We start from the raw sequence: 22,685 nt of genomic DNA, 5'->3' as shown, positions 1-22,685 counted from the left end.
CCTTTTTAGTAACTTTTTCATTTTTATAAATCAAACTTTCCTACAAACAAAAAAACCTGCCCTTCAAAAAGGAGCAGGTTTTTAAAAAGGTTTTTATAAAATATGAAAGCCAGAATCAACATGAATGTTCTCACCAGTAATGCCGCGCGATAAATCGCTGAATAGAAAAGCTGCAGTATCTCCAACCTCTTCTGGAGTTGTTGTTCTGCGAAGAGGAGCACGCTCTTCAATTTCTTTCAAAATAGAGTTAAAGTCACTTACACCTTTTGCAGAAAGCGTCCGAATAGGCCCAGCTGAAATGGAATTTACTCGAATACCCATTTTACCAAGATCAGCAGCTAAATATTTTACACTTGCGTCTAAGGAAGCTTTCGCAACACCCATGACATTATAATTTGGTACTGCTCTCTCACCACCTAGATAAGTAAGCGTAACAATACTTCCGCCTTCTGTCATCAATTTCTTTGCTTCCTTTGCAACAGCAGTTAGAGAATATGCACTAATATTATGTGCAAGCAAGAAGCCGTCTCTAGTTGTATTCATATAGTCACCTTGTAGCTCCTCTTTATTCGCAAAAGCAATACAATGCGCTATTCCATGAATCACACCAGCTTGTTCTTTAATCTCGGTGAAACATTTCGCAATATCCTCATCATTCGTTACGTCACAAGGAAGTACTAGTGAATTTGCCCCCTCAAGCGTATCAACTAATTCACGTACACTTTTTTCTAAACGCTCTCCCGCATATGTGAAAATTAAACGCGCGCCTGCTTGGTGAAGCGATCTTGCAATCCCCCAAGCGATACTGCGTTTATTGGCAACCCCCATAACAACAAATGTTTTTCCATTTAATGAAAGAGTCATCTTTTATTAGCCTCCTACTATTTCTATTACATGTTATTAGTACCTAGTACTAATTCTATCAGAAGTTATTTTAAAAGAAAAGCAATCTGCCCGAAATATTTTCTTCTTTCGCATAAACGTCCACCCAAGAAATACAAAATCACCTAATCTGTCCACGAGCGGTGCCAGGCACTCAATTCTAATTCTTGTTTTAGCTCATCTACATATTCTTTTGTACCAGTTACGATAAGCCGGTCCTCCAATTGAAGTTCTGTTTCGCCATGAGGAACGATGGAATCATGACCACGGAATATACGAACGAAAATAATATCTCCTGTAAAAGGAAATTCTCTTAATGTCATTCCATTAAATTCTTTATTTAGCAGTCGAATTTCATACAAAGCTGTTTCTTGATTCGTTAAAATATTCATGACATTTGGTGACTCAATTAAAGCTTGAAGAAGAATTTTTTGAGATAATAAAACAGAAAATACTTCAATCCCATACTCCTTTGTACTTTCTTGCAAATCAGGACCTTCCAGTCGACAAATAACTCGCTCTACTCCATTTTCTTTACAAGCTATTGATAAAGCCGCATTTATTTCTTCATCACCTGTCGATATAACAACGATATCCGATTGATAAACATGAGCCTTTTTAAGAGAATCAGGTGAGAAATCTGCCATTTCATGAACCTCGAATATTGAATCGGAAATGGTCTTTTCAACCTTTTCTTGTTTTTTATGAAAAAGGCATGGTTCATAATGCCCTGATTTCAGCTCTCTATATACTGGCATCGTTAACTGGTTTACACCAATAAAGGCAACTTTCAACTTACGCTCCTTATTTGCCTCTTTAGGAAATAGCTTTTTAAATAAGACAGGTGTAAGTACACTTGTAATAACTGCGACTAATATGAATGTCCCGCTCATTTCTGATGTAATGACTCCTAATCTTTCCCCGATTGTTGCAGCAGCAATCACTAAAGAAAGCGTTGATGTTAGCAAAAACCCTGATGCAAAAACTGTCTGTTTGTCATACCAAACTTTTAATAAATATACCGGAATTATTTTTGATAATAATAATGCAAATAATAACAATGGGATTAATAGTAATAATTTAGGATCACTGAATAATGACCAAATATTTAATTTTACACCTACCATGACGAAAAAAATCGGGATAAGAAACCCATAGCCGAATGAATCCAATTTATGAATCAATTCTTGATTAGGAGCGAGTAAAGAAACAAGCACCCCAGCAAGGAAAGCTCCTAAAATATTTTCAGCACCTACAGTTTCCGAAAGTGCAACAAGAAGAATGATAAGTGCAAATACGGCTCGTGTTCCAATTTGGACTGTCCCCATCGACATCGCTTCAACAAATTTTCGACTCTTGAACACTCTCCCAATGATGTATAAAATTACTCCAGCTGCGAAAAGAATGAGTAGTAGCCATACGTTCCCTTGCCCACCATCATAAATCGAAGCAAACACTGCAAGTAAAATCATGGTCACTAAATCTGCAATGACAGCGACTAAGAGAATAATTTGTCCGATCGCGGTTTTCATTAAGTATGCTTCTTTTAAAGTTGGAACGACTACCCCTAGAGAAATTGTTGAAATGATTAACGTCATTAAGAAAATATTCTCAATAAAGCCAGCTAATACGAATAAATAAGCTAAAACAGCTGACAATAGCAAAATGCCGATAAAAATAATGGAAGAAACAAAAAACGCATTTGGTTCTAATTTTCCGCTTGGAAGCACAGTGCGCTTTTTCTTTCCTGTAAAAGAGGAAAAATCAATCTCTAATCCACTCAAAAACATTAGAAAAATAAATCCAAGTGTCGAAAGGGTTTCAAGCCACATATCCTGTTGCACCATATCGAAACCACTTTTCCCAATAAGTAAACCCATAAGAATTTCTGCGACAACGACTGGAATAAAATTTATTCTAAAACGGTGCATTAATATCGGGGTTAAGAAAGCTGCGATAATAACAATGACGAGTGACGCGACAGAAACTCCGTGTTCTTCCATCCAATCCCTCCATTATTTAGAGTGTCCTCTCCAAAAATACAAATCAACCATAATGTCCACAAGCGGTGCCTGGCACCATAATTATTTTAGGTAACTTAAAAATGAGGTTGCTACGCCAAAGTAAATTAGGACGCTGATGATGTCATTTATGGTTGTAATAAATGGACCTGAAGCTACGGCTGGGTCAATTTTAAACTTATGCATAAGGAGTGGAATGAGCGCACCTGCCAATGTTGCAACGATGAGTGTACAAAATATAGATATACCAACAAGCACACCTAAAAATAAATTACCTTTCCAGAAAAAAATCGTAATCATAATTAAAATTCCACAAATAGAGCCTGTAATCAGACCTGTTCCCATTTCTCTTATAATTAACTTAAGCTTGTTTTCCTTTTCTAACTCACCGGTAGCTAATCCACGAACTGCAACAGCAAGGGCTTGAGTTCCTGTATTTCCGGCCATTCCAGCAATTAATGGAATAAACGCACCTAATATAGCCACCTTTTCTAACGTAGCTTCAAAACGCGAAATTAAAGTTACCGTCCCCATTCCAAGATAAAGCAAAATAACTAACCATGGCAGTCTTTTTCTAGCAGCTGAGATTGGATTGCGATCAATAGTATCCATGTCTGAAACTGCCGCAAGTTTTGAATAGTCATCTGATGCCTCTTCCTCTAAAACATCAATGACATCGTCAACCGTAATGATGCCTAATAGATGATTTTGAAAATCAACAACCGGTAAAGCTAAAAAGTTGTAATCTTTTAACTTCCGAGCGACTTCTTCCTGATCATCTCCTACAGAAACTGAAACAATCCGTTCATTCGTAATTTCAGAAATCATCGTATCATCATCATTCACGATTAAATCTCTAAGTGAAATAATCCCGACCAATCTTCTTTGTTCATCTAAAACATAAATATAATAAATAGTTTCTGCTTTTGGCGCTTCGTTTTTAATAATGTACATGGCAGATCGAACAGTCTGATTTGCTGCAATCGAAACGAAGTTTGTTGTCATAATACTTCCAGCAGTATATTCTTCGTAGTGGAGCAGATCCTTAATTTCTTGAGCTGCACCTTTATCCATTATTGTTAAATAGCTGACTACTTGTGCCTTTTCAAGCGTGTTTAGAACATCCACGGCATCATCTACATACATTTTCGAAATCATTTCTGCAGCATAATTCGGATCCATTTCTGCCAGCATATCTTTATAGTCATCATCATCCATATCGATATTTTCGAATAATGATGCCATCTCCTCAGGAGAAAGATAATAATAAACGATTTCCCGCATCTTATCATCCAATTCCTTAAAAAATAAAGCCTGATCATATGGGTGCGACTCCAAAAATTCAGCACGAAATGTATCTATTTCTTCATTTTTTAAAGAATCGATTAATAAATCTTTGTTTAATTGATGGATAACTTCTAATGCTTTTTCTTCTCCCATTTTCTTTTCCTCCTTCCTACTTTTTATGAAAGTTTATTCATAATACTAGCAAATTCCCACTATTTTGTCGCTAATTTATGATAAATCTTCTGAAATCGTTTATGCTATTAAGATTAAGAAAAAAAGGGGTACAGTATGAAACTTGATATAATAGGTGATGTTCATGGTTGCTTTAACGAATTGAAAGAACTTACGATAAAACTAGGATATGATTGGACTAAAGATATCCCTGTGCACAAAAGTGGAAGAAAGTTAGCATTTGTTGGTGATTTGACCGATCGAGGACCTTATTCATTAAAAGTAGTGAATACTGTTTCAAGGCTTGTAAGTAACGGACTAGCTTTTTATGTTCCTGGGAACCACTGCAATAAATTATATCGTTTTTTTAGAGGCAATAAAGTGCAAATTACCCATGGCCTTGAAACAACCGCTGCTGAATACGAAGCTCTAGATGAAATAAACAAACAAGAAATCCGTCATCAATTTATTTCTCTTTATGAAGATGCACCGCTTTACAAGGTATTAGACAATGGAAAGCTTGTAATTGCCCATGCTGGTATACGTGAAGACTATATTGGCAAAACAACTGAAAAGGTGAAAACCTTTGTTTTATATGGGGACATAACTGGAGAAAAAAATCCGGATGGCTCTCCTGTACGACGAGACTGGGCAAAGCTTTATACCGGAAAAGCAATTGTTGTTTATGGACACACTCCTGTAAAAGAGGTTCGAATTATTAATAACACTTACAACATTGATACTGGTGTCGTATTTGGAAATAAACTAACCGCCCTTAAATATCCTGAAATGGACATCCTTTCTGTCCAATCAACACTGCCACTTATTGAGGAAAAATTTAAGCTTGAGTGAGTTTTTTTATAAGAAATGCCTGTGGGGATACTCATTCGGAATGCGAGTCTTATTGCACTCCATTCTTCCTGTTTATCTCCACAGGCCACTTTATTACTATTTACAAACTCTTACAAGACATAACATATCCGCAGGCATTTCTTGCTTAATATTTATTTTTTTTTCTAGAAAAGGGTGATAAAACTCAAGTTCACAGCAATGAAGTGCATGCCGATTTATTAAATTTCGATTTCCACCATAAAGTTGATCACCGAGTAATGGATGCCCCATATAAGAAAGATGGACACGAATTTGATGTGTTCGACCCGTTTCTAAACGTAGTTGAATATACGAAAAATGTTCATAGCGATGAATGACCTCAAATCGAGTACAAGCATATTGTCCATTCGGATTAACTTCTCTTTCAATAATGCTATCGCTTTTTCGAGAAATTCGTTTCTCAATCACTCCACTGTCAGGATATATATCTCCTCCAGCAAATGCTTCATAAACTCTCTTTATTTCCCGAACCTTTTGTTGTTCACTGAAAAGATGATGGACATGCCGATGTTTTGCAATCAAAACAATTCCAGACGTATCTCGATCAAGTCTTGTCACGATATGAGTCGTAGCTACTAAACCGATTTGTTCATAATAACCGATAATAGCATTTGCCAAGCTTCCAGTAGGATGTTCTCTTGAAGGGATTGTACTCATTCCAGCTTGTTTATTAACAACCAGAACATAATCATCCTCATATAATATGTATAATGGAATGGTTTCTCCTAATAATCTGCTACTAGGCTGTTCTTCAGGGAAAAGGATCGAAAGTGCATCACCACTTTTTAATAAATACCGAACGGTTTCTTCCTGTTCATTAACGAGAATACGACCACCTTGAAATTTAATATCAGCTAAGGCAGATTTAGAAATTCCCTTTTCCTTTAAAAATTGCTTAATCATCTTACGTTTATCCACTTCTGTAATTTTCCAATTTAATTGAAATTTAGACATGTCGTATAATGGCCTCTATTCATCCAAAAAAGAAATTAGCTTTAAATGGTCTTTCATTTTCATCTAATCCGCTACAAAAGAATCATGGACTCGTTTCCAAAATGGGAATGGACGGAAGCGAGCAAAGCGGATTTTTTCATCAGCTACTCGAATTTGAATGGACTTAACCTCTTTATGAAGAAGAGTCAAATGATCGATTGTCAATTGAAAATCCGGCAAATTCACTGGTTTAAGTAAACATGTGTGATGTGCTGGAAGAACAAGTGGTGAACCAACCGTACGAAAAACTTTATTATTAATGGAAGCCATTTCTGTAAGCTGAATCGCAGGTAACGAAGGATGAAGAATCGCTCCGCCAAGAGCCTTATTATAGGCTGTACTTCCTGAAGGGGTGGATACACATAGCCCATCCCCTCTAAACCTTTCAAAATGCTGACCGCGAATATCAACATCCATCACAAGAGTACCTTCTACAGCTTTCACGGTTGCTTCATTTAAAGCTAAATAGCGTGATTCTCTTCCTCCATGCTGATAACGAATGATCGCTTCAAGCAAAGGGTATTCACTTACTTGATAGGGTGTCTTTGCAATCGCAATGACTAGCTTTTCAATCTCTTCCGGCACCCAATCAGCATAAAAGCCTAAATGACCAGTATGCACACCGACAAATGCGGTTTTGTCTAACCGACCAATGTACCGATGAAATGCATATAACAATGTGCCATCCCCACCAACAGAAATAACAATATCAGGTTGCTCTTCATCATAAGTAAGTTCGAAATCTAATAAATACGTTTTCATTTTATGCATGAGCGTATTGGACTTTGTATCACCTTTTGAAGTAATAGCAAATTTCATCGTCTTAGCTCCTATCACAAATTATGTAGTCCTTTTTCTCCGGCTTTCCATTATGATTGTTCTTTTTTTCGCGTAAAAAAGGCTTGTGCCTCTTGAATTTCTCCGCGAATAAGAGACATCTCTTCGTCAAGCCTGAAAGCCGCCTCAGCAGCTCTTTGCAATCTCGTTTGGATATCCTTCGGAAATTGGCCTTTATATTTATAATTTAAGGAATGTTCAATCGTTGCCCAAAAATTCATTGCTAATGTCCTAATTTGTATTTCGACAAGAATCTTCTTTTCTCCTTTTATTGTTTGTACAGGATAAAGAATAACAACATGATAAGAACGATACCCGCTCATTTTTTCGTGGGATATATAATCTCTTTCCTCAACGATTTCAAAATCATTCCGCACCCTAAGCAATTCGACAACTTTTTTTATATCGTCCACAAATTGGCACATCATCCGCAAACCAGCAATATCCTGCATTTCTGTTTCAAGCTTATCGATCTGAATGCCTTTATCCTTCGCCTTATCCAAAATACTTGCAATCGGTTTTACTCTTCCTGTAACAAATTCGATTGGGGAATGAGTTGAATCTTGTTCATATTGTCTTCTCATCCCTTTTAGCTTAACCTTCAGTTCTTCTACAGCTTGTTTATATGGGCTTAGAAATTGTTCCCAATTCTTCATTTGAGCACCACCTTATCCTTTTGAAAAGGATCTAATCGATTTAATCAAAATTTTTTTCTACATTTTCAACCATTTGAGCGCCATAATTACTATTTCCCTTAATGTTCTCAATAAGGTATTGTAATTCCTCAAGAAAATTCGGAAGACATACACGGCTATCCTGATTTTCCAAGAACACCATCAAATTCTTCTCAAGCGCTTTTCTTAATTCTGGCCAAACAAAAGAAGGTATTGAAATATATGTATAATCACTTTCGTCATCCATTATGTAAATAAATGATAAATTATCAGAATCGACGAGCATTTGCTCCATCGGCTTTAATGCTATAATATCAAAATGACTTTCTGATAGTAGATAAATTTCCTCTTGCCTTATTTCTGTACTCGTTATCATTATTTTTTTATTCATCATTCTACCTCCAAACTCTTTTCCTATTTTATCGCAGATTAACAGGCAGTAAAACCCTTAAACTTTTTTATGTTTGATACATTTTACTTTCAGTGGGTTAACTGCCTGTAAATGCCCGACTGGCTCAGCTAATCATTTGTGGAATAATACGCTCCACAAATGAAGTTTCGCCTTGTCGCAGATTAACAGGCAGTAAAACCCCAAACCTTTTTATGTTTCTTACATTTTACTTTCAGTGGGTTAACTGCTGTAAATGCCCGACTGGCTCAGCTAATCATTTGTGGAATAATACGCTCCACAAATGAAGTTTCGCCTTGTCGCAGATTAACAGGCAGTAAAACCCCAAACCTTTTTATGTTTCTTACATTTTACTTTCAGTGGGTTAACTGCTGTAAATGCCCGACTGGCTCAGCTAATCATTTGTGGAATAATACGCTCCACAAATGAAGTTTCGCCTTGTCGCAGATTAACAGGCAGTAAAACCCCAAACCTTTTTTATGTTTCTTACATTTTATTTGCAAAGGGATAACTGACTGTAAATGCCTTAAACTTTATTTCGCCGTATTTCATTTTTTCGTTAGTGAATTGTAAAAAAAAATTTGCGTCGTCATGAAGAGATAGAGATAATAAAAAGAGACCATTTCGGAGGGATGATTATACATTGGCACAAAATATTGAAATTGAATTTAAGAATATCCTTACAAAAGAAGAATTTCAAAAACTAATTCATTTTTTTCAATTTACGAAAGATGATTTCTTTACACAAGAAAATCATTATTTTGATACAGCTCAGTTTGCTTTAAAAGAGAGTGGCTCTGCACTTCGAATAAGAAAAAAAAATAATGAATATGAACTAACATTGAAGCAGCCTCATCAGGAGGGTCTACTTGAAACAAATGAAATGTTGACGATAATAGAAGTAGAGGAAATGCTAAATGGTGGTGAAATTACAAACCATTTCATTCGCACGTTAATAAATGAAATGGGCATTGATCCTAATGAAATTGAATACTTCGGTACTTTATTAACAAAAAGAGCTGAAATTGAATATCAAGCTGGTCTCATTGTTCTTGATCATAGCAGCTATTTAAATAAAGAAGATTATGAGATAGAATATGAAGTAAGTAATCAAGAAGCAGGTAAGTCTGTTTTTGCTGAACTGCTCTCACAGCTGCAAATTCCTTTCCGCAAAACAGAAAATAAAATTAAACGATTCTATCAAGAAAAATATAAAGCTCAACTGCCTTAAGGGCTTGTTTCCATTCGTAATTAGTTAAGCTTAAAATGCCAGAAGTACGACAACCTTTCGATTTCGTGAACATAGTTCTTTCCACTATAAAGATTTTCAAGCATTTGTACAGTTTATAACCATTTATTACATATAAACATTCCGTTTATAAGGCAGATACATAATAAAAGGAGATTTTGCAATGAATGTTGACCAATTGAAAATTATGCTTGAACTTCAGGCATTACAGAACTTTAATAACTCTCAAGCTCCTGCTGACCAAAATTCAATGTTTCAAGATCTTCTCACTAGTTTTTTAGCGGAAAATAAGCTTCCTTCTTCATCAGAATCATTCGCTCAAATCAATGCTGATGAACCAATTGATTTGTACTTAAATAATTCAGTGTCATCACTCTTATCAGGGCCTTCGTTGCCACCAATTAGTTTTACAAAGCTATCAAGTTCAACTTCCAACTTCGATGATATTATTGAGAAAGCTTCTGAGATTTACAATCTCCCAGTGAAGCTTCTGAAATCTGTCATTAAGCAAGAATCTAATTTCAATCCGAATGCAATGAGTCATGCAGGTGCTTCAGGACTTATGCAATTAATGCCAGAAACAGCAAGAGGCCTTGGTGTGAAAAATATATTTGATCCGAAGGAAAATATATTCGGTGGTGCAAAATATTTACGACAAATGATGGATAAATATAATGGCAGTATCGAATTAGCTCTTGCAGCCTACAATGCAGGTCCTGGAAATATAGATAAACACGGTGGGATTCCTCCTTTTAAAGAAACAATCAACTATGTCCAAAAAATTACGAACTCCTTTTTTTCTTAAAGCCACCAACCGTTAATTGAAACTAATTGACGGTTTTTTTTTTGTGTTTTCTAATAATAAATGCGAAAAACTATTGAAAATCGTGTTTTTTTCACTAATACTTGGTTGTTTTTGGTAATAATACTTTCCTTTAAGCTATTTGTTTGAGATATATATCACTCGTTGATAGAATATAGAGAGAAATTACAAAAGGAGTTATCGACATGGCTGAAAAAATCCATACACCTTTTGAAGCAATCGGAGAAGAAAAACTTCATCAACTCGTAGATGCTTTTTATAGCCGAGTTGGAAAACACCAAGAGCTCATTCCTATTTTTCCGAATGATCTTTCAGAAACAGCAAGGAAGCAAAAGCAATTTCTAACCCAATATTTAGGGGGGCCCCCATTATATACATCTGAACATGGCCATCCAATGTTAAGAGCACGCCACATGCCTTTTGAAATTACTGCCAGTAGAGCAAACGCGTGGTTATCCTGTATGACTGAAGCGATGGACGAAGTCGGTCTCGTTGGTCCGGTAAGAGAGGACTTCTACGCCAGACTCATTTTAACTGCACAGCATATGATAAATACATCCGAAAACGAAATGACGAAAGGTGAGAACTAGTGAGCAATCAAGAAGCATTCGAATCAAAATTTGCATCTACTCATTGTCATGGGAGTGAGAAAAAGCCACTTGAAATGTACTTATTCATCGACCCTCTTTGTCCTGAATGCTGGGCTTTTGAACCGATAATCAAAAAACTCATGATCGAGTATGGCCGTTACTTTTCCATTAAACATGTGTTAAGTGGGAGACTTGCAACATTAAATTCCGCCAAAAGGCAAAACTATGAAAGTATGGCCTCCCTTTGGGAAAAAACAGCAAGCCGCTCTGGTATGTCCTGTGATGGAAACCTTTGGTTTGAAAATCCAATCGATTCTCCCCATCTTGCATCGATTGCTATTAAGGCTGCAGAGCTGCAAGGCAGAAAAGCCGGAATTCGTTTTCTTCGCAAATTACAGGAAGTTTTGTTTTTGGAAAAACAAAATGTATCAAGCTTTAACGTATTAAAAGAATGTGCGAAAAGTGTTGGGCTTGATACAAATGAATTTATTTCCGATATTTATTCAAATAGTGCAGCAAAGGCTTTCCAATGCGATTTAAAAATTACAGCTGAAATGGAAGTACAGGAGATCCCTACTCTCGTCTTCTTTAACGAAAATATTGAAGAAGAAGGGATTAAAATTACTGGGTATTATTCATATGAAGTGTACGAGCAAATTATTGAAGAAATGCTGGCGGAAAAGCCTGAACGTTCAATTTTGCCACCCATTGAAGTTTTTTTACAGTATTTTAAATTCGTTGCTTCAAAGGAAATTGCAGTGGTATATAATATGTCAATCACTGAAGTTGAGCGTGAAATGAAAAAACTACAGCTCAAACAAATTGTGGAACAAATCCCTGTTAAATATGGGATTTTTTGGAGATATAATCATTTATCATGAAAACGCACTTATTTGTCTTATGAAATGAAAAAGACTATGCTAGCGACAAGTTAGCATAGTCTTTTTCTATTTATATACGAACAAAGGGGATGGGAGAAATTTTTCACGACCAAACAAAAGGGGTAAGTGTTTGTTGGTGAACAACTTCTATGTTTATAAGATAACACGGAACATTTAATGTGACAATAAGTTTGTGTGTTATTTCACAATATTGTCAAATAAAATGAATATATATAGGACAAACACATATAATTTATGAAATTCACATATTGTTTGGAGGTATTCCTTTTGAATAAGCTTTCTAGTCTATTAATGATTCTCTTTATTATTTTCTCTTTTATCATAAACTTACTTGGTTTAATGAAAATATTTCCACTTTATTTTACTTCCCCACTTTTGTTTATTTCCTTGCTTATTTTCATTTTCTCATTAAATGAACGAAAAAAATTTAAAGGATTTTAAATAAAATAAATGAAGAATAGACAAAAGTCCATTCTTCATTTCTATTTAGCCTAACAGTTTTTCCATTTCATTCAATTTCTCTTCAAATACTTTACAAGCTTCTTCAATTGGTTTCGCACTAGTCATATCGACCCCAGCTTTTTTCAATACTTCAATTGGAAAATTCGAGCTTCCAGATTTCAGAAATTCGAGATATCGTTCAACTGCTGGTTGACCTTCTTCTAAAATTTGCTTGCTTAATGCTGTCGCAGCACTAAACCCTGTCGCATATTGATATACATAATAATTATAATAGAAATGTGGAATACGAGCCCATTCTAAGCCAATTTCTTCATCAATGACAATATCTTCTTCACCAAAGTATTTTTTATTAAGCTCATAATATTCTTGTGTTAAAGTTTCTGCAGTCAATGCCTCGCCATTTCTCGCCTTCTCATGAATAATATGCTCGAATTCAGCAAACATCGTTTGTCGGAAAACAGTCCCTCTAAAACCTTCAAGATCATGATTTAATAAAAATAAGCGTTTTTTATCATCATCAATCGATTTCAGTAAGTAGTCGCTTAAAAGTGCTTCATTGCAAGTTGAAGCAACTTCGGCTACAAAAATGGAGTAGTCTCCATATGGATAGGCTTGGGTTTTACGTGTGTAATAGCTGTGTACAGAATGTCCAAATTCATGTGCAAGAGTAAACAAATTATTTACATTATCTTGCCAATTCATGAGGATATAAGGATTTGTTCCATAAGAACCAGATGAGTAAGCCCCACTCCGTTTTCCTTTATTTTCATGTACGTCTACCCAGCGATTATTAAAGCCCTCGTTTAAAACATTTAAATAGTCTTCTCCAAGTGGAGCAAGTCCTTTCATTATGATATCTTTTGCCTCTTCATATTTAATCTCCATTTTCACCTCTTTAACAAGCGGTGTGTACAAATCATACATATGGAGTTCTTTAACTCCCAGTACTTTTTTGCGAAGCTTTACATATCGGTGCATAAGATGTAGATTATCTGTGACGGTTTTAACTAAATTATCATAAACACTCTCTGGTATATTATTCGCTGCTAATGCTGCATGACGTGCTGAGCGATAATTTCTAATTTTCGCATAGAAATTATCCTTTTTCACATTTCCACTTAATGTACTGGCAAATGTATTTCGAAATTTCCCATACGTGTTATATACAGCTTTAAAGGCATCATGCCTGACTCTACTGTCATCACTTTCAAGAAACCGGATATAGCGTCCATGAGTAACCTCAATTTCCTCACCGTTCTCATCTTTAATTGATGGGAACTCTAAATCTGCATTATTAAGCATCCCAAATGTATTACTTGAAGCACCCAAAGCTTCTGAAGCTTGTGCTAGTAAAGCTTCTTGATCAGCAGAAAGAACATGCGGACGCTGCAGATTAATTTCTTCTAAAGCATGTTTGTACAATTGAAGCTCCTGTTTTTCTTCGAGAAATTGATTAATGGTTTCCTCATCAATTGATAGCATTTCTGGAACAATATAAGCTAATTGACTACTAGCTTGTGTATATAAGTTTTTAATTCGGTCATCCATTCCTTGGTAAAAGGAGTTCGTAGTGTCTTGATCATAGCGCATATGTGAATATGTATATAATTTACTGAGTCTTTCTAAAAGCTCATCTTGATATTGAAGAGCTTCATACATGAGCTCAGCACTTTCTCCCAGTTTGTCTTTGTATTTATTAGCATTTGGGATGAGAGCAGCCACTTCCTTGAATTCTTTATTCCATGCTTCATCGTTTGGGAAAATATCCTCTAATCTCCAAGTATCTTCAACTGCTATCTCACTTCTATTAGGTAGTTTTTTTACTGCTGTTTCATTTGTCATTTAAGCATCCTCCATTTATTAATACTAAAGCTTACTTCTAGTTAATATTTCGCTTTCCGAATAAAAAACTCCTTTATTTATGAATAAATTATCTGACTTTATTACTCAATACAATTTTACTCATGATTGCTTATATTATTACTTTCATCTTTCCGAATTTCAAAATGGAATGCTAGATTCATTTCTTAACTAGATTGCCCTATTTTCATTTGAATTTTCACTTTAAATATTTGCTGAATTTCTGATAAAAGCTCTGTTCTATCTCTTCCTGTCTCATTACGTTGTCTGCCATAATGATTGGATTCTCTATTTTAAAATGACGATGATTGATTTTTCTAATCATATTTGTTTTTATTAGTAAATCCAAATATTCTTTGACTGCGGTATTGAAATTATTATTCGGACTAAGGGGAAGCCTTCTTATTCTCACATCTTGATTCCTAACCCTCATTTTTACAGAGTGAAAGATTTCTTCTAATGAGAAATATTCTTTTTTTAGCAATACATCGATAAATAAATAGCTTTGCCACTGAATAGGTGAGGTTTCAATATATGGTGAGTGAGAGACAGGCAAGCCGATTGCTGGTGGGAGAAACTGAGGGATTAATGAACTAGCATATAATTGTTGGAGAAATCTATTTTTGGGAGTACCATAAATCGCAACTGTATTTTTCCATTTTTTAATTTCTGTCCGCCAATCTTTAAGCTGAAGGGAAGTAGATTTTGGATGTACTAAATCAGAAAGAGTTACGTTTGTTAAATTCTTAATCGTAAAAGAAGTAATAATATTTTTTACACTAACCGGGGTAATTTTATTCATCACAATGAGGGTATTTGTTAAAGGACAAAATGAAGGGATAATCCAATTATTTTGGTGGCTTTTTCGTAAGAATAAATAATCAAACCCTGACAAGGAAGCTCGTGAATTTCCTTGTCTTTTAATATTTTTGCCTGCCATAATCCAGATTGGAATAATATTTGCTTGTTGGAAGTTTATCGTTCTTTTAATAAACAGTTCAACCGGAATATTGGAGCATTGGTATTCAATCGCATACTGTGAACCACTATAGACAAATTCAATATCAGGTCGCTGGCCAACACGCGGATCAAATTTCTCTAACGTTGCTTCGATTCCTTGGCGCTTCAACCATTTATATAAGCTTAGCTTCCCTGCCAAATGATACTCTGACTCTCGCTCATAGCTTTCCATACAAACTGTCCTTTTTTTATGAGCAAAATGAGGAATTCTTTTGGAACCGATTTTTAAAATAACCTCTTCATTACATTCTGGACAATAATAATTTTCCTTTTGTCTGACATTTCTTAATTGTTCTTGATTCGTATAATTTGCCCAGCTTACCCAGTTTCCTTGCCTCGTTCTAGCAATAAGCATATCATCCTCTCCTTTCGATGATGATCTAATTCGGGATAAACCAATAAAATCCTTTAAAATCAGGAAAGACTTCTGTTTCATTTTCAAGCAATTAGACTACATCTTGCTCTTACTTTACTGAAATAGAAAAATAGGTGGAGAAAAACAATTCGTTTTTCTCCACCTATTAGGAACATATTAGACAGCCCTGATTACTTACAATAATGGTGAAAGCAATCTTGATGTTGATTCGATAATCCGGTAGCCTATATGCCTTTTCTTAAACATTTCCTTTTCTATTTCTATTGAATAGGTAAGATCATTGATATATTCGCTTACGAGCTTTTGTGTACTTCTAGTTCGATATAAAAATACATTCACTTCAAAATTAAGATGAAAGCTTCTCATATCCATATTTGCTGTTCCAATTGAAGCTAATTCGCCATCTACAATAACAATTTTGCTATGCATAAATCCTTTTTCATATTCAAAAATTTTCACGCCAGCTTCTAAGAGTTCAGGAAAGTATGATCGTGAAGCATGAAAGACAATTTTTTTATCGGGCCTTTTAGGGACAAGCAATTTAACATCGATTCCGCTTAATGCTGCTATTTTTAATGCAGAAAAAATATCTTCATCAGGAATAAAATAAGGTGATGCAATCCAGACTGACTTTTCAGCTGAAGTAATCATCGAAAAGAAAATATTTTTTATTACACTCCATTCAGTATCTGGGCCACCTGCAATTAATTGAACGCCACCATGAATATTCTCCTCTAAATCAGGTGAAAGATAGTCAGCAGTTAAAATATTCTTATTTGTCATATAATACCAATCTTGCAAAAAAATCAGTTGAAGACTTCTAACCGCTTCCCCTTTCATTAGCATATGAGTATCACGCCAAAATCCAAAGCTTGCATCGCGCCCTAAATATTCGTCCCCGATGTTTAATCCTCCAATAAATCCAACGCTTCCATCGATGACAATAATTTTTCGGTGATTTCTAAAATTCACCTTACTACTTAAAAACGGAACTCGCACAGGGCCAAATGAGACGATTTCCACACCTGCCTGTTGTAACTCTGTAATATATTTATTTGATAATTGCCAGGAACCAACATCGTCATAGAGGAAACGAACCTTAACTCCTTCTTTTGCTTTCTCAATTAAAATTTCTTTAATTTCTTGTCCAATTTTATCATGACGAACGATATAGTATTCAAGATGAATATGATGTGTCGCTTCCTTTAAAGCTGCTAAAATCGCTGTAAAAGTTTCTTCACCGTTTGTTAAAACTTGAGTCTGTGTAGCAAATGAAATCGGACTATTCCCCAGTTTATGTGCTAAATAGAACAATTTCCTTTGATGATCTGCCATTTGTTCCATCTTCTCAATATTAGCAGGGTCAGGATCACCTTCAATTCTTAAAAATGCTTGTTTATCAAGAATATGTTTTTCACGAAACATTTTTTCTTTGCGATAATTTCGGCCAAATAAAATATAAAAGACGAAGCCAACTAACGGAAAACTCCCTAACACAACTAACCACGTTAACGTTTGTGAAGGGTGACGATTTTCTAAAAAGATGACAAAACCAATAAAAGTAACTGAGATTCCGATTAATATACTTGCATAACCTAAATACCCGCCAGCACGTTGGACATAATGATCATAAATAAACACTAGTCCAAGCAAAAGGAAAAGGAATAAACCAATTCTCACAGTATTTTTCATATTTCCACCTACCTATTAAGAAAAGCGCAAGTGCCTTGGTCAGCGACGTACGAACTGGACTGACCCCGACGAGATAAAGGAAACACGACGAGTGACACGAGTCGATGTTGACTTATCGTAGGGAGGGGGAAGGCAGGCAAAAACCGCCACATCCCTGTGGCAATGCCTGCACTAGCACGTCCTGTGCGTCGGAAGTTCGCTAGGCGCTAGGCGCTGGAGCTAGACAGTTCTCTAACTTCAAAAATTTATACTTATTATTTTAAAGAAAAGCGCGAGCACTACATAAAAAAACCGATTTCATCACTGAAACCGGTAGCTAGTTAAAATATGCTCTTAATTGTTCAAAAACATTCTCAGCGATAATCAGCTTTCCGTATTCTTCTACGCGATGAATTGTAACTTGTGTTTCTACCCCATATTCAAGCAAAATTGACAGCAGATTATCGATTTCATCTTCAGTAAAATGCTCTTCGGGAAATTCAGCATATAAGTAATATTTATTTTCAAAAGAAAATAACTTTGTTTGGATTAAATCCAACCTACCACGATTTGCCAATGAAAGCAGATCTTCGAAGTCATTAAAGGAAAGAAGAAAGTCTAAATCTTCTTCTAATTCAATTTCTTCCACATCATGATTAAAATGCTCATCAAGCATCTCTTCAATTCGCTCGTCAACAGGCAGATCTTTTGTTTTATCCTCTGGCACGGGCAGCTCGAATTTCTGACCGTCTTTTGACAGCTGTGCCTTCGTTACTAAAATTTCTAAACCTTTATCAAGGGCTTGAACTTGAATCCAAAGAGGACCTTCAACAGTAAACTCCTCTTCTTGATGGACTTCATCCATCATTTCCCAAAACAATTCTTCACTTCGCTCGCGATTATACCAAATCTCATCACGTTCAAAGCCTCGTTCTTCAATATCAACATAAGATATATAAAACTTTACAGTATTATCATTTATACGTTCAATTTCCATATTGCAACTCTCCCTTCTGGATATTGCACCTTGTACTTTCATTTTATGACAAAATGAGCATAAAGGGAATTAAAATATCTCAACTTTGAAAAAACCATTAAATGCCCATGAGTTTGCTTTGTATTGTATCAAATTTTATCATCTTTCACAAACTATTCATACATAAAGATGATGAAAGAAAAAAGACCCTCTATCTGAACGAAAGAAGGTCTAGTAAAAACAAACATTTAGTTCACTAAACGCTGAGCCTCAAGAAGCTGGAATGTACGCACTTTTCTTGGAAGGAAGCGTCTAATTTCATCTTCATTGTAACCAACCTGCAGCCGTTTCTCATCAATAATAATCGGACGGCGGAGCAAGCCAGGATTTTCTCTAATAAGCTCAAATAAATTTTGCAAAGGCATTGTCTCTAAATTAACATGAAGTTTTTGAAACGTTTTTGAACGAGTAGAGATAATTTCATCAGTACCATCTTCTGTCATTCGCAAAATTTCTTTAATTTCATCTATCGTTAGTGGCTCAGAGAAAATATTTCTTTCCTTATATGCGATTTCGTGCTCTTCTAACCATGTTTTTGCTTTTCTACAAGAAGTACAACTTGGTGAAGTGTATAATGTGACCATTTTACAAATTCACTCCCTTAGTTTAGACATATAGTTCGATAAAATCGATAATTAGCTGTTTAATAATGAACAAGTTAGCTTTTTAAATTAAAATTACTTTAAACAAGTAATCTATATTGTTTATTATACACCAAGAATGTATGTTTTGGTATATATTTTTTTTCATATGAAAAAAGCCTCATACATTAACTAAACAATTATTTTTTTGCGATTCTAGTATATAAGACGATTGAATCATTGAAAAGTTTCATTTTTTTTATATATTTTCGTTTTTTTATTTCTACCCTTATATCATTTTTTTTAAACGCGAGAGAATGATGTTTTTCTTTCTCAATTAGTTCTAACAAATGAAAATAAGTATTTTAACAGATTAGAAAGATTCCCCTTTAAATACTTGCTCCTTTCTAATACAATAAGAGTAAGGGGATTACTTCCGATTACTTATTAAGAACCGTGAAAGGAAGATGGAGTCATGATGGAATACATATTTGATTTAACTGTTGTTGCCCTGCTTGTTATTGGCTTTACTGCAACTCTCGGGGTATTTACAAATGCTGTTGGTGAAGGACTATTCGGCGGCAAAAGAAAAAATGAATTTGTAGATCAAGCAGATAAAGTACAGATTGGCTGGAAATCTGTAGGTGGAAATAATAAAAAGTAATCATCCATTCATTTGGGGCTGACGATTTGTCAGCCCCATTTATTTTTTTCTCAGTTAAACGGAACTGTTGGCATTAAAAGAGTTTATTTTTCAAAAACTTCTAAAATTTGAATAGTATTTATTATGAAAATATAGTAAAATATATATTAATTATCCTTTATTGTTTAAATGCGTTTAAGTGGCAGTGTTTTAACTTAACTTAGTAATTATTTTGAGAGAATTTTCTATTGAAAGACTATCCAGTCTCTTCAAAAAAGAAAAAACGATCTCATCGAAGAGATCGTTTTTGTATTATTTAGCGCTCTGTGCTTTTAAAAAAGCAGCTTCTTTTTCTGAACAATAGACGAAATGGCCAGGAGTTATTTCATGCATCTCAATCTTTTCATTGTCAGCATAATTATGAACCTTCGGATCGTATGACTTACGCACACGTGTACGCTCACTTTCAGGATCAGGAAGTGGAATCGCTGATAATAATGATTGTGTATATGGGTGCAATGGGTTTTGATATAAATCTTCTGCACTTGCAAGTTCTACAAGCTTCCCGAAGTACATAACCCCAATTCGATCACTAATATACTTAACCATTGAAAGATCATGAGCAATAAATAAATATGTTAAGCCTTTTTCACGCTGAAGCTTTTTCATTAAGTTTACAACTTGCGCCTGAATAGATACGTCAAGAGCAGAGATAGGCTCATCCGCAATGATAAAGTCAGGATCAACAGCAAGTGCACGAGCAATTCCTATGCGCTGTCTTTGACCACCAGAAAATTCATGTGGATAACGGTTAGCATGCTCTTTATTTAACCCAACTGTTTCAAGTAGACTATAAACCTTTTCCATTCTCTCCACTTTGCTTTTAGCTAATCCATGAATATCGATGCCTTCCGCGATAATATCCGCAACTGTCATTCTTGGATTAAGTGAAGCATAAGGATCTTGGAAAATCATTTGCATTTTTCGGTTAAACTTTTTTAATTCTTTTGCTGATTTTTTGCCATGAACATCTTCACCATTAAAGAGCACTTGGCCATCTGTCGCATCGTAAAGTCTAATAATAGTTCTGCCGGTTGTTGACTTTCCACAGCCGGATTCACCAACTAAACCAAGTGTTTCACCTTTATAAATGTCAAATGTAATACCATCAACAGCTTTTACCATATTAGACTTTCCAACATTGAAATGCTGCTTTAGATTTTTGATTTCTACTAATTTTTCAGCCATTACCTATTACCCTCCTTCACTAATTTTGGCGTTTCAAATGTGGAGGATAATTTACGCATCCGTTTCACAACTGCTTCAGGTGGTTCTACCTTCGGTGCGTCTGGATGAAGAAGCCATGTTTTCGCAAAATGTGTCTCTGAAATTTGATACAATGGCGGTTCTTCTTCGAAATCGATTGCTAATGCATATTTATTCCTTGCTGCAAAAGCGTCTCCCTTTGGTGGATTTGTTAAATCAGGTGGTGTTCCAGGAATCGCAGCAAGTTCTGACTTATTATCATTGTCTAGGCTTGGCATGGAAGCAAGTAATCCCCAAGTATAAGGGTGACGTGGGTCATAGAATATTTCATCAACGGTTCCCATCTCAACAATTTGTCCAGCATACATGACTGCTACACGGTCAGCCACATTTGCAACAACACCAAGGTCATGAGTAATAAAGATAATGGAAGTTTCCATTTTACTTTGTAAGTTTTTCATCAGCTCTAAAATCTGCGCTTGAATCGTAACATCTAAAGCAGTTGTCGGCTCATCCGCAATCAATAGCTTTGGGTTTGCAGCAAGAGCAATAGCGATCATCGCACGTTGTCTCATTCCGCCTGAAAATTCATGTGGGTATTGGTTCACACGTTTTTCCGGCATTGGAATCCCAACAAGTTTTAACAGTTCTACAGCGCGTGCCTTTGCTGTTTGCTTAGACATGTTTTGATGCTTTATAAGCACTTCCATAATCTGATAACCGACCTTCATTGTTGGATTCAAAGACGTCATCGGATCTTGGAAAATCATACTTATTTCTTTACCACGGATTTTTTCCATTTGTTTTTCAGTTTTTGGAACAATATCTTCTCCATTGAAAAGAATTTGTCCACCCGTAATTTTGCCTGGAGGCATTGGGATCAATTTCATGATTGTCTGGGAAGTTACGCTTTTACCAGATCCTGACTCACCTACTATAGCAAGTGTCTCTCCTTTATGAAGGTCAAAGCTTACACCACGAACAGCTTTAACTTGTCCCCCATATGTTTGGAATGAGACCTCTAAATCTTTCACTTCTAATATTTTCTCCATTTTCTCACTCCTTTGTTTGAACATCGCAGGAACAATTTACTCTTTAATTGTTCCGAAGCCGCATCCGCTTTTCTTACTTACGAAGTCTTGGGTCTAGAGCGTCGCGCAAACCGTCTCCCACTACATTAAAAGCAAAAATGGTTAAACAGATAAATGTAGCTGGGAAGAATAATCGCCATGGATAATATCGTAAAGCAGGTAAACCATCATTCGCCATTGTTCCCCAGCTGGCAAGTGGAGGTGTTAAACCTAGTCCTAAGTAACTTAAAAATGCTTCTGTAAAAATAGCATTTGGAATTGTTAATGTCATTGTAACAAGAATTGGTGCCATAGAGTTTGGTATTAAGTGTCGTGCCATAATTCTACTTGTGCTTGCACCAAGTGTTTTCGAAGCAAGAACATATTCTTGATTTTTTAATGATAATACTTGACCGCGAACAATACGAGCCATATTAATCCAGCCGGTAATCGTCATCGCTAAAATCATCGTTCCAAGACCTTGTCCTAGGACAACCATTAATAAGATTACTAATAGTAAATAGGGTACTCCATTAAGTACGTCTGCAAAACGCATCATCATTTCATCTGTGCGTCCGCCTTTATAACCTGAAATACCACCCCATAATACACCGATGAATAAATCAATCAATGCAGCTGCAACCCCGATAAAGATAGAAATTCGAGCACCTTCCCAAGTACGAGTAAAAACATCACGTCCAAGGTCATCAGTACCAAACCAATGCTCAGCAGAAGGAGCTTTATTCTTATTAGCTAAATCATTTGTTGCGTAATCATAAGGTGTCATGTACGGACCAACAATTGCCATAAAGATTAATAGTAGTAAAAGAACTAATCCAAATAAAGCAAGCTTATTTTTACGGAACCTGATAAAAACATCTTTCCAAAATGAAAGACTTGGTTTTGAAATTTTCTCAGCATCAGAGATTCTTGTGCCAACAAGTTGAAATTTATCTTTCGAAATCTGCATG

The 22,685-nt window shown here is 35.5% G+C and carries 22 protein-coding genes; 7 read left to right on the top strand and 15 right to left on the bottom strand.

Going from position 1 to position 22,685, the window contains the following annotated elements; all coding sequences use genetic code 11:
* Positions 1-93: 93 nt before the first annotated feature.
* The 3 genes from fabI to mgtE form a co-directional block, all read right to left on the bottom strand.
* Positions 94-864: an enoyl-ACP reductase FabI gene (gene fabI / locus KDN24_RS08640; RefSeq protein WP_409974463.1), complete on the bottom strand. Its 771-nt coding sequence runs from the start codon at positions 862-864 to the stop codon at positions 94-96.
* Between the two features lie 143 nt (positions 865-1,007).
* Complete coding sequence (locus tag KDN24_RS08635; protein WP_491348377.1) at positions 1,008-2,885, bottom strand: monovalent cation:proton antiporter family protein; 1,878 nt, start codon at positions 2,883-2,885, stop codon at positions 1,008-1,010.
* 81 nt (positions 2,886-2,966) lie between these two features.
* Positions 2,967-4,343 carry a magnesium transporter gene (mgtE, locus tag KDN24_RS08630; RefSeq protein ID WP_491348376.1) on the bottom strand — a complete coding sequence of 459 codons (1,377 nt, stop codon included), beginning with the start codon at positions 4,341-4,343 and terminating at the stop codon, positions 2,967-2,969.
* Positions 4,344-4,478: 135 nt separating this feature from the next.
* On the opposite strand from mgtE, the gene prpE reads away from it, so the two are divergent.
* Positions 4,479-5,213, top strand: coding sequence for a bis(5'-nucleosyl)-tetraphosphatase PrpE (gene prpE, locus KDN24_RS08625; protein WP_409974460.1), 735 nt, complete (start codon positions 4,479-4,481; stop codon positions 5,211-5,213).
* Positions 5,214-5,309: 96 nt separating this feature from the next.
* Here prpE and KDN24_RS08620 read toward each other — a convergent pair whose 3' ends face one another.
* The 4 genes from KDN24_RS08620 to KDN24_RS08605 form a co-directional block, all read right to left on the bottom strand.
* A complete protein-coding gene (locus KDN24_RS08620) occupies positions 5,310-6,206 on the bottom strand; it encodes an RluA family pseudouridine synthase (protein WP_409974459.1) in 897 nt (298 codons plus the stop codon).
* A 63-nt stretch (positions 6,207-6,269) separates the two neighbouring features.
* Positions 6,270-7,064: an NAD kinase gene (locus KDN24_RS08615; RefSeq protein ID WP_409974458.1), complete on the bottom strand. Its 795-nt coding sequence runs from the start codon at positions 7,062-7,064 to the stop codon at positions 6,270-6,272.
* A gap of 50 nt (positions 7,065-7,114) precedes the next feature.
* Positions 7,115-7,738 (bottom strand): GTP diphosphokinase, encoded by a 624-nt coding sequence (yjbM, locus tag KDN24_RS08610; protein ID WP_409974457.1) that lies wholly within the window; start codon positions 7,736-7,738, stop codon positions 7,115-7,117.
* Between the two features lie 40 nt (positions 7,739-7,778).
* Positions 7,779-8,147: a UPF0738 family protein gene (locus KDN24_RS08605; protein WP_409974456.1), complete on the bottom strand. Its 369-nt coding sequence runs from the start codon at positions 8,145-8,147 to the stop codon at positions 7,779-7,781.
* A 661-nt stretch (positions 8,148-8,808) separates the two neighbouring features.
* Here KDN24_RS08605 and KDN24_RS08600 point away from each other — a divergent pair.
* From KDN24_RS08600 to KDN24_RS08580, 5 genes are all read left to right on the top strand, one after another.
* Positions 8,809-9,396: a CYTH domain-containing protein gene (locus KDN24_RS08600; RefSeq protein WP_409974455.1), complete on the top strand. Its 588-nt coding sequence runs from the start codon at positions 8,809-8,811 to the stop codon at positions 9,394-9,396.
* A 181-nt stretch (positions 9,397-9,577) separates the two neighbouring features.
* Complete coding sequence (locus tag KDN24_RS08595) at positions 9,578-10,219, top strand: lytic transglycosylase domain-containing protein (protein ID WP_409974454.1); 642 nt, start codon at positions 9,578-9,580, stop codon at positions 10,217-10,219.
* A gap of 203 nt (positions 10,220-10,422) precedes the next feature.
* Positions 10,423-10,827, top strand: a complete 405-nt coding sequence (locus KDN24_RS08590; RefSeq protein WP_409974453.1) for a globin domain-containing protein — start codon at positions 10,423-10,425, stop codon at positions 10,825-10,827.
* 74 nt (positions 10,828-10,901) lie between these two features.
* Positions 10,902-11,708, top strand: coding sequence for a ClpXP adapter SpxH family protein (locus KDN24_RS08585; RefSeq protein ID WP_409974887.1), 807 nt, complete (start codon positions 10,902-10,904; stop codon positions 11,706-11,708).
* A gap of 288 nt (positions 11,709-11,996) precedes the next feature.
* Positions 11,997-12,170, top strand: coding sequence for a hypothetical protein (locus KDN24_RS08580; protein ID WP_409974452.1), 174 nt, complete (start codon positions 11,997-11,999; stop codon positions 12,168-12,170).
* Between the two features lie 45 nt (positions 12,171-12,215).
* Here the strand turns inward: KDN24_RS08580 and pepF are convergent, their stop codons facing one another.
* The 5 genes from pepF to spxA all read right to left on the bottom strand — a co-directional run bounded on the left by pepF (position 12,216) and on the right by spxA (position 18,738).
* A complete protein-coding gene (gene pepF, locus KDN24_RS08575) occupies positions 12,216-14,033 on the bottom strand; it encodes an oligoendopeptidase F (protein ID WP_409974451.1) in 1,818 nt (605 codons plus the stop codon).
* Between the two features lie 217 nt (positions 14,034-14,250).
* A complete protein-coding gene (locus KDN24_RS08570) occupies positions 14,251-15,426 on the bottom strand; it encodes a competence protein CoiA (protein ID WP_409974450.1) in 1,176 nt (391 codons plus the stop codon).
* A 195-nt stretch (positions 15,427-15,621) separates the two neighbouring features.
* Positions 15,622-17,139, bottom strand: coding sequence for a cardiolipin synthase (cls, locus tag KDN24_RS08565; RefSeq protein WP_409974449.1), 1,518 nt, complete (start codon positions 17,137-17,139; stop codon positions 15,622-15,624).
* 316 nt (positions 17,140-17,455) lie between these two features.
* Positions 17,456-18,115 carry an adaptor protein MecA gene (gene mecA, locus KDN24_RS08560; RefSeq protein WP_409974448.1) on the bottom strand — a complete coding sequence of 220 codons (660 nt, stop codon included), beginning with the start codon at positions 18,113-18,115 and terminating at the stop codon, positions 17,456-17,458.
* Between the two features lie 227 nt (positions 18,116-18,342).
* Positions 18,343-18,738, bottom strand: coding sequence for a transcriptional regulator SpxA (gene spxA, locus KDN24_RS08555; RefSeq protein WP_409974447.1), 396 nt, complete (start codon positions 18,736-18,738; stop codon positions 18,343-18,345).
* 472 nt (positions 18,739-19,210) lie between these two features.
* Here spxA and KDN24_RS08550 point away from each other — a divergent pair, with 472 nt between their 5' ends.
* Entirely contained in the window at positions 19,211-19,399 is a 189-nt protein-coding gene (locus KDN24_RS08550) for a hypothetical protein (protein WP_409974446.1), read from the top strand.
* Between the two features lie 291 nt (positions 19,400-19,690).
* Here KDN24_RS08550 and oppF read toward each other — a convergent pair whose 3' ends face one another.
* The 3 genes from oppF to KDN24_RS08535 form a co-directional block, all read right to left on the bottom strand.
* The gene (oppF, locus tag KDN24_RS08545; protein ID WP_409974445.1) at positions 19,691-20,626 is read right to left on the bottom strand and encodes an oligopeptide ABC transporter ATP-binding protein OppF; all 936 of its coding nucleotides are present in this window, start codon (positions 20,624-20,626) and stop codon (positions 19,691-19,693) included.
* Positions 20,626-21,696 (bottom strand): ABC transporter ATP-binding protein, encoded by a 1,071-nt coding sequence (locus KDN24_RS08540; RefSeq protein ID WP_409974444.1) that lies wholly within the window; start codon positions 21,694-21,696, stop codon positions 20,626-20,628. The genes oppF and KDN24_RS08540 overlap by 1 nt, the downstream gene beginning before the upstream one ends.
* A gap of 73 nt (positions 21,697-21,769) precedes the next feature.
* On the bottom strand, positions 21,770-22,684 hold the full coding sequence (locus KDN24_RS08535) for an ABC transporter permease (RefSeq protein ID WP_409974443.1): 915 nt from the start codon (positions 22,682-22,684) through the stop codon (positions 21,770-21,772).
* Position 22,685: the final 1 nt, after the last annotated feature.

Origin of the sequence: Cytobacillus sp. Bva_UNVM-123, from assembly GCF_046351715.2 — a bacterium.
Lineage (GTDB): Bacteria > Bacillota > Bacilli > Bacillales > Cytobacillaceae > Cytobacillus.
Note: the sequence above shows the minus strand (reverse complement) of the source record. Positions and strands in the feature narration are given on the sequence as shown.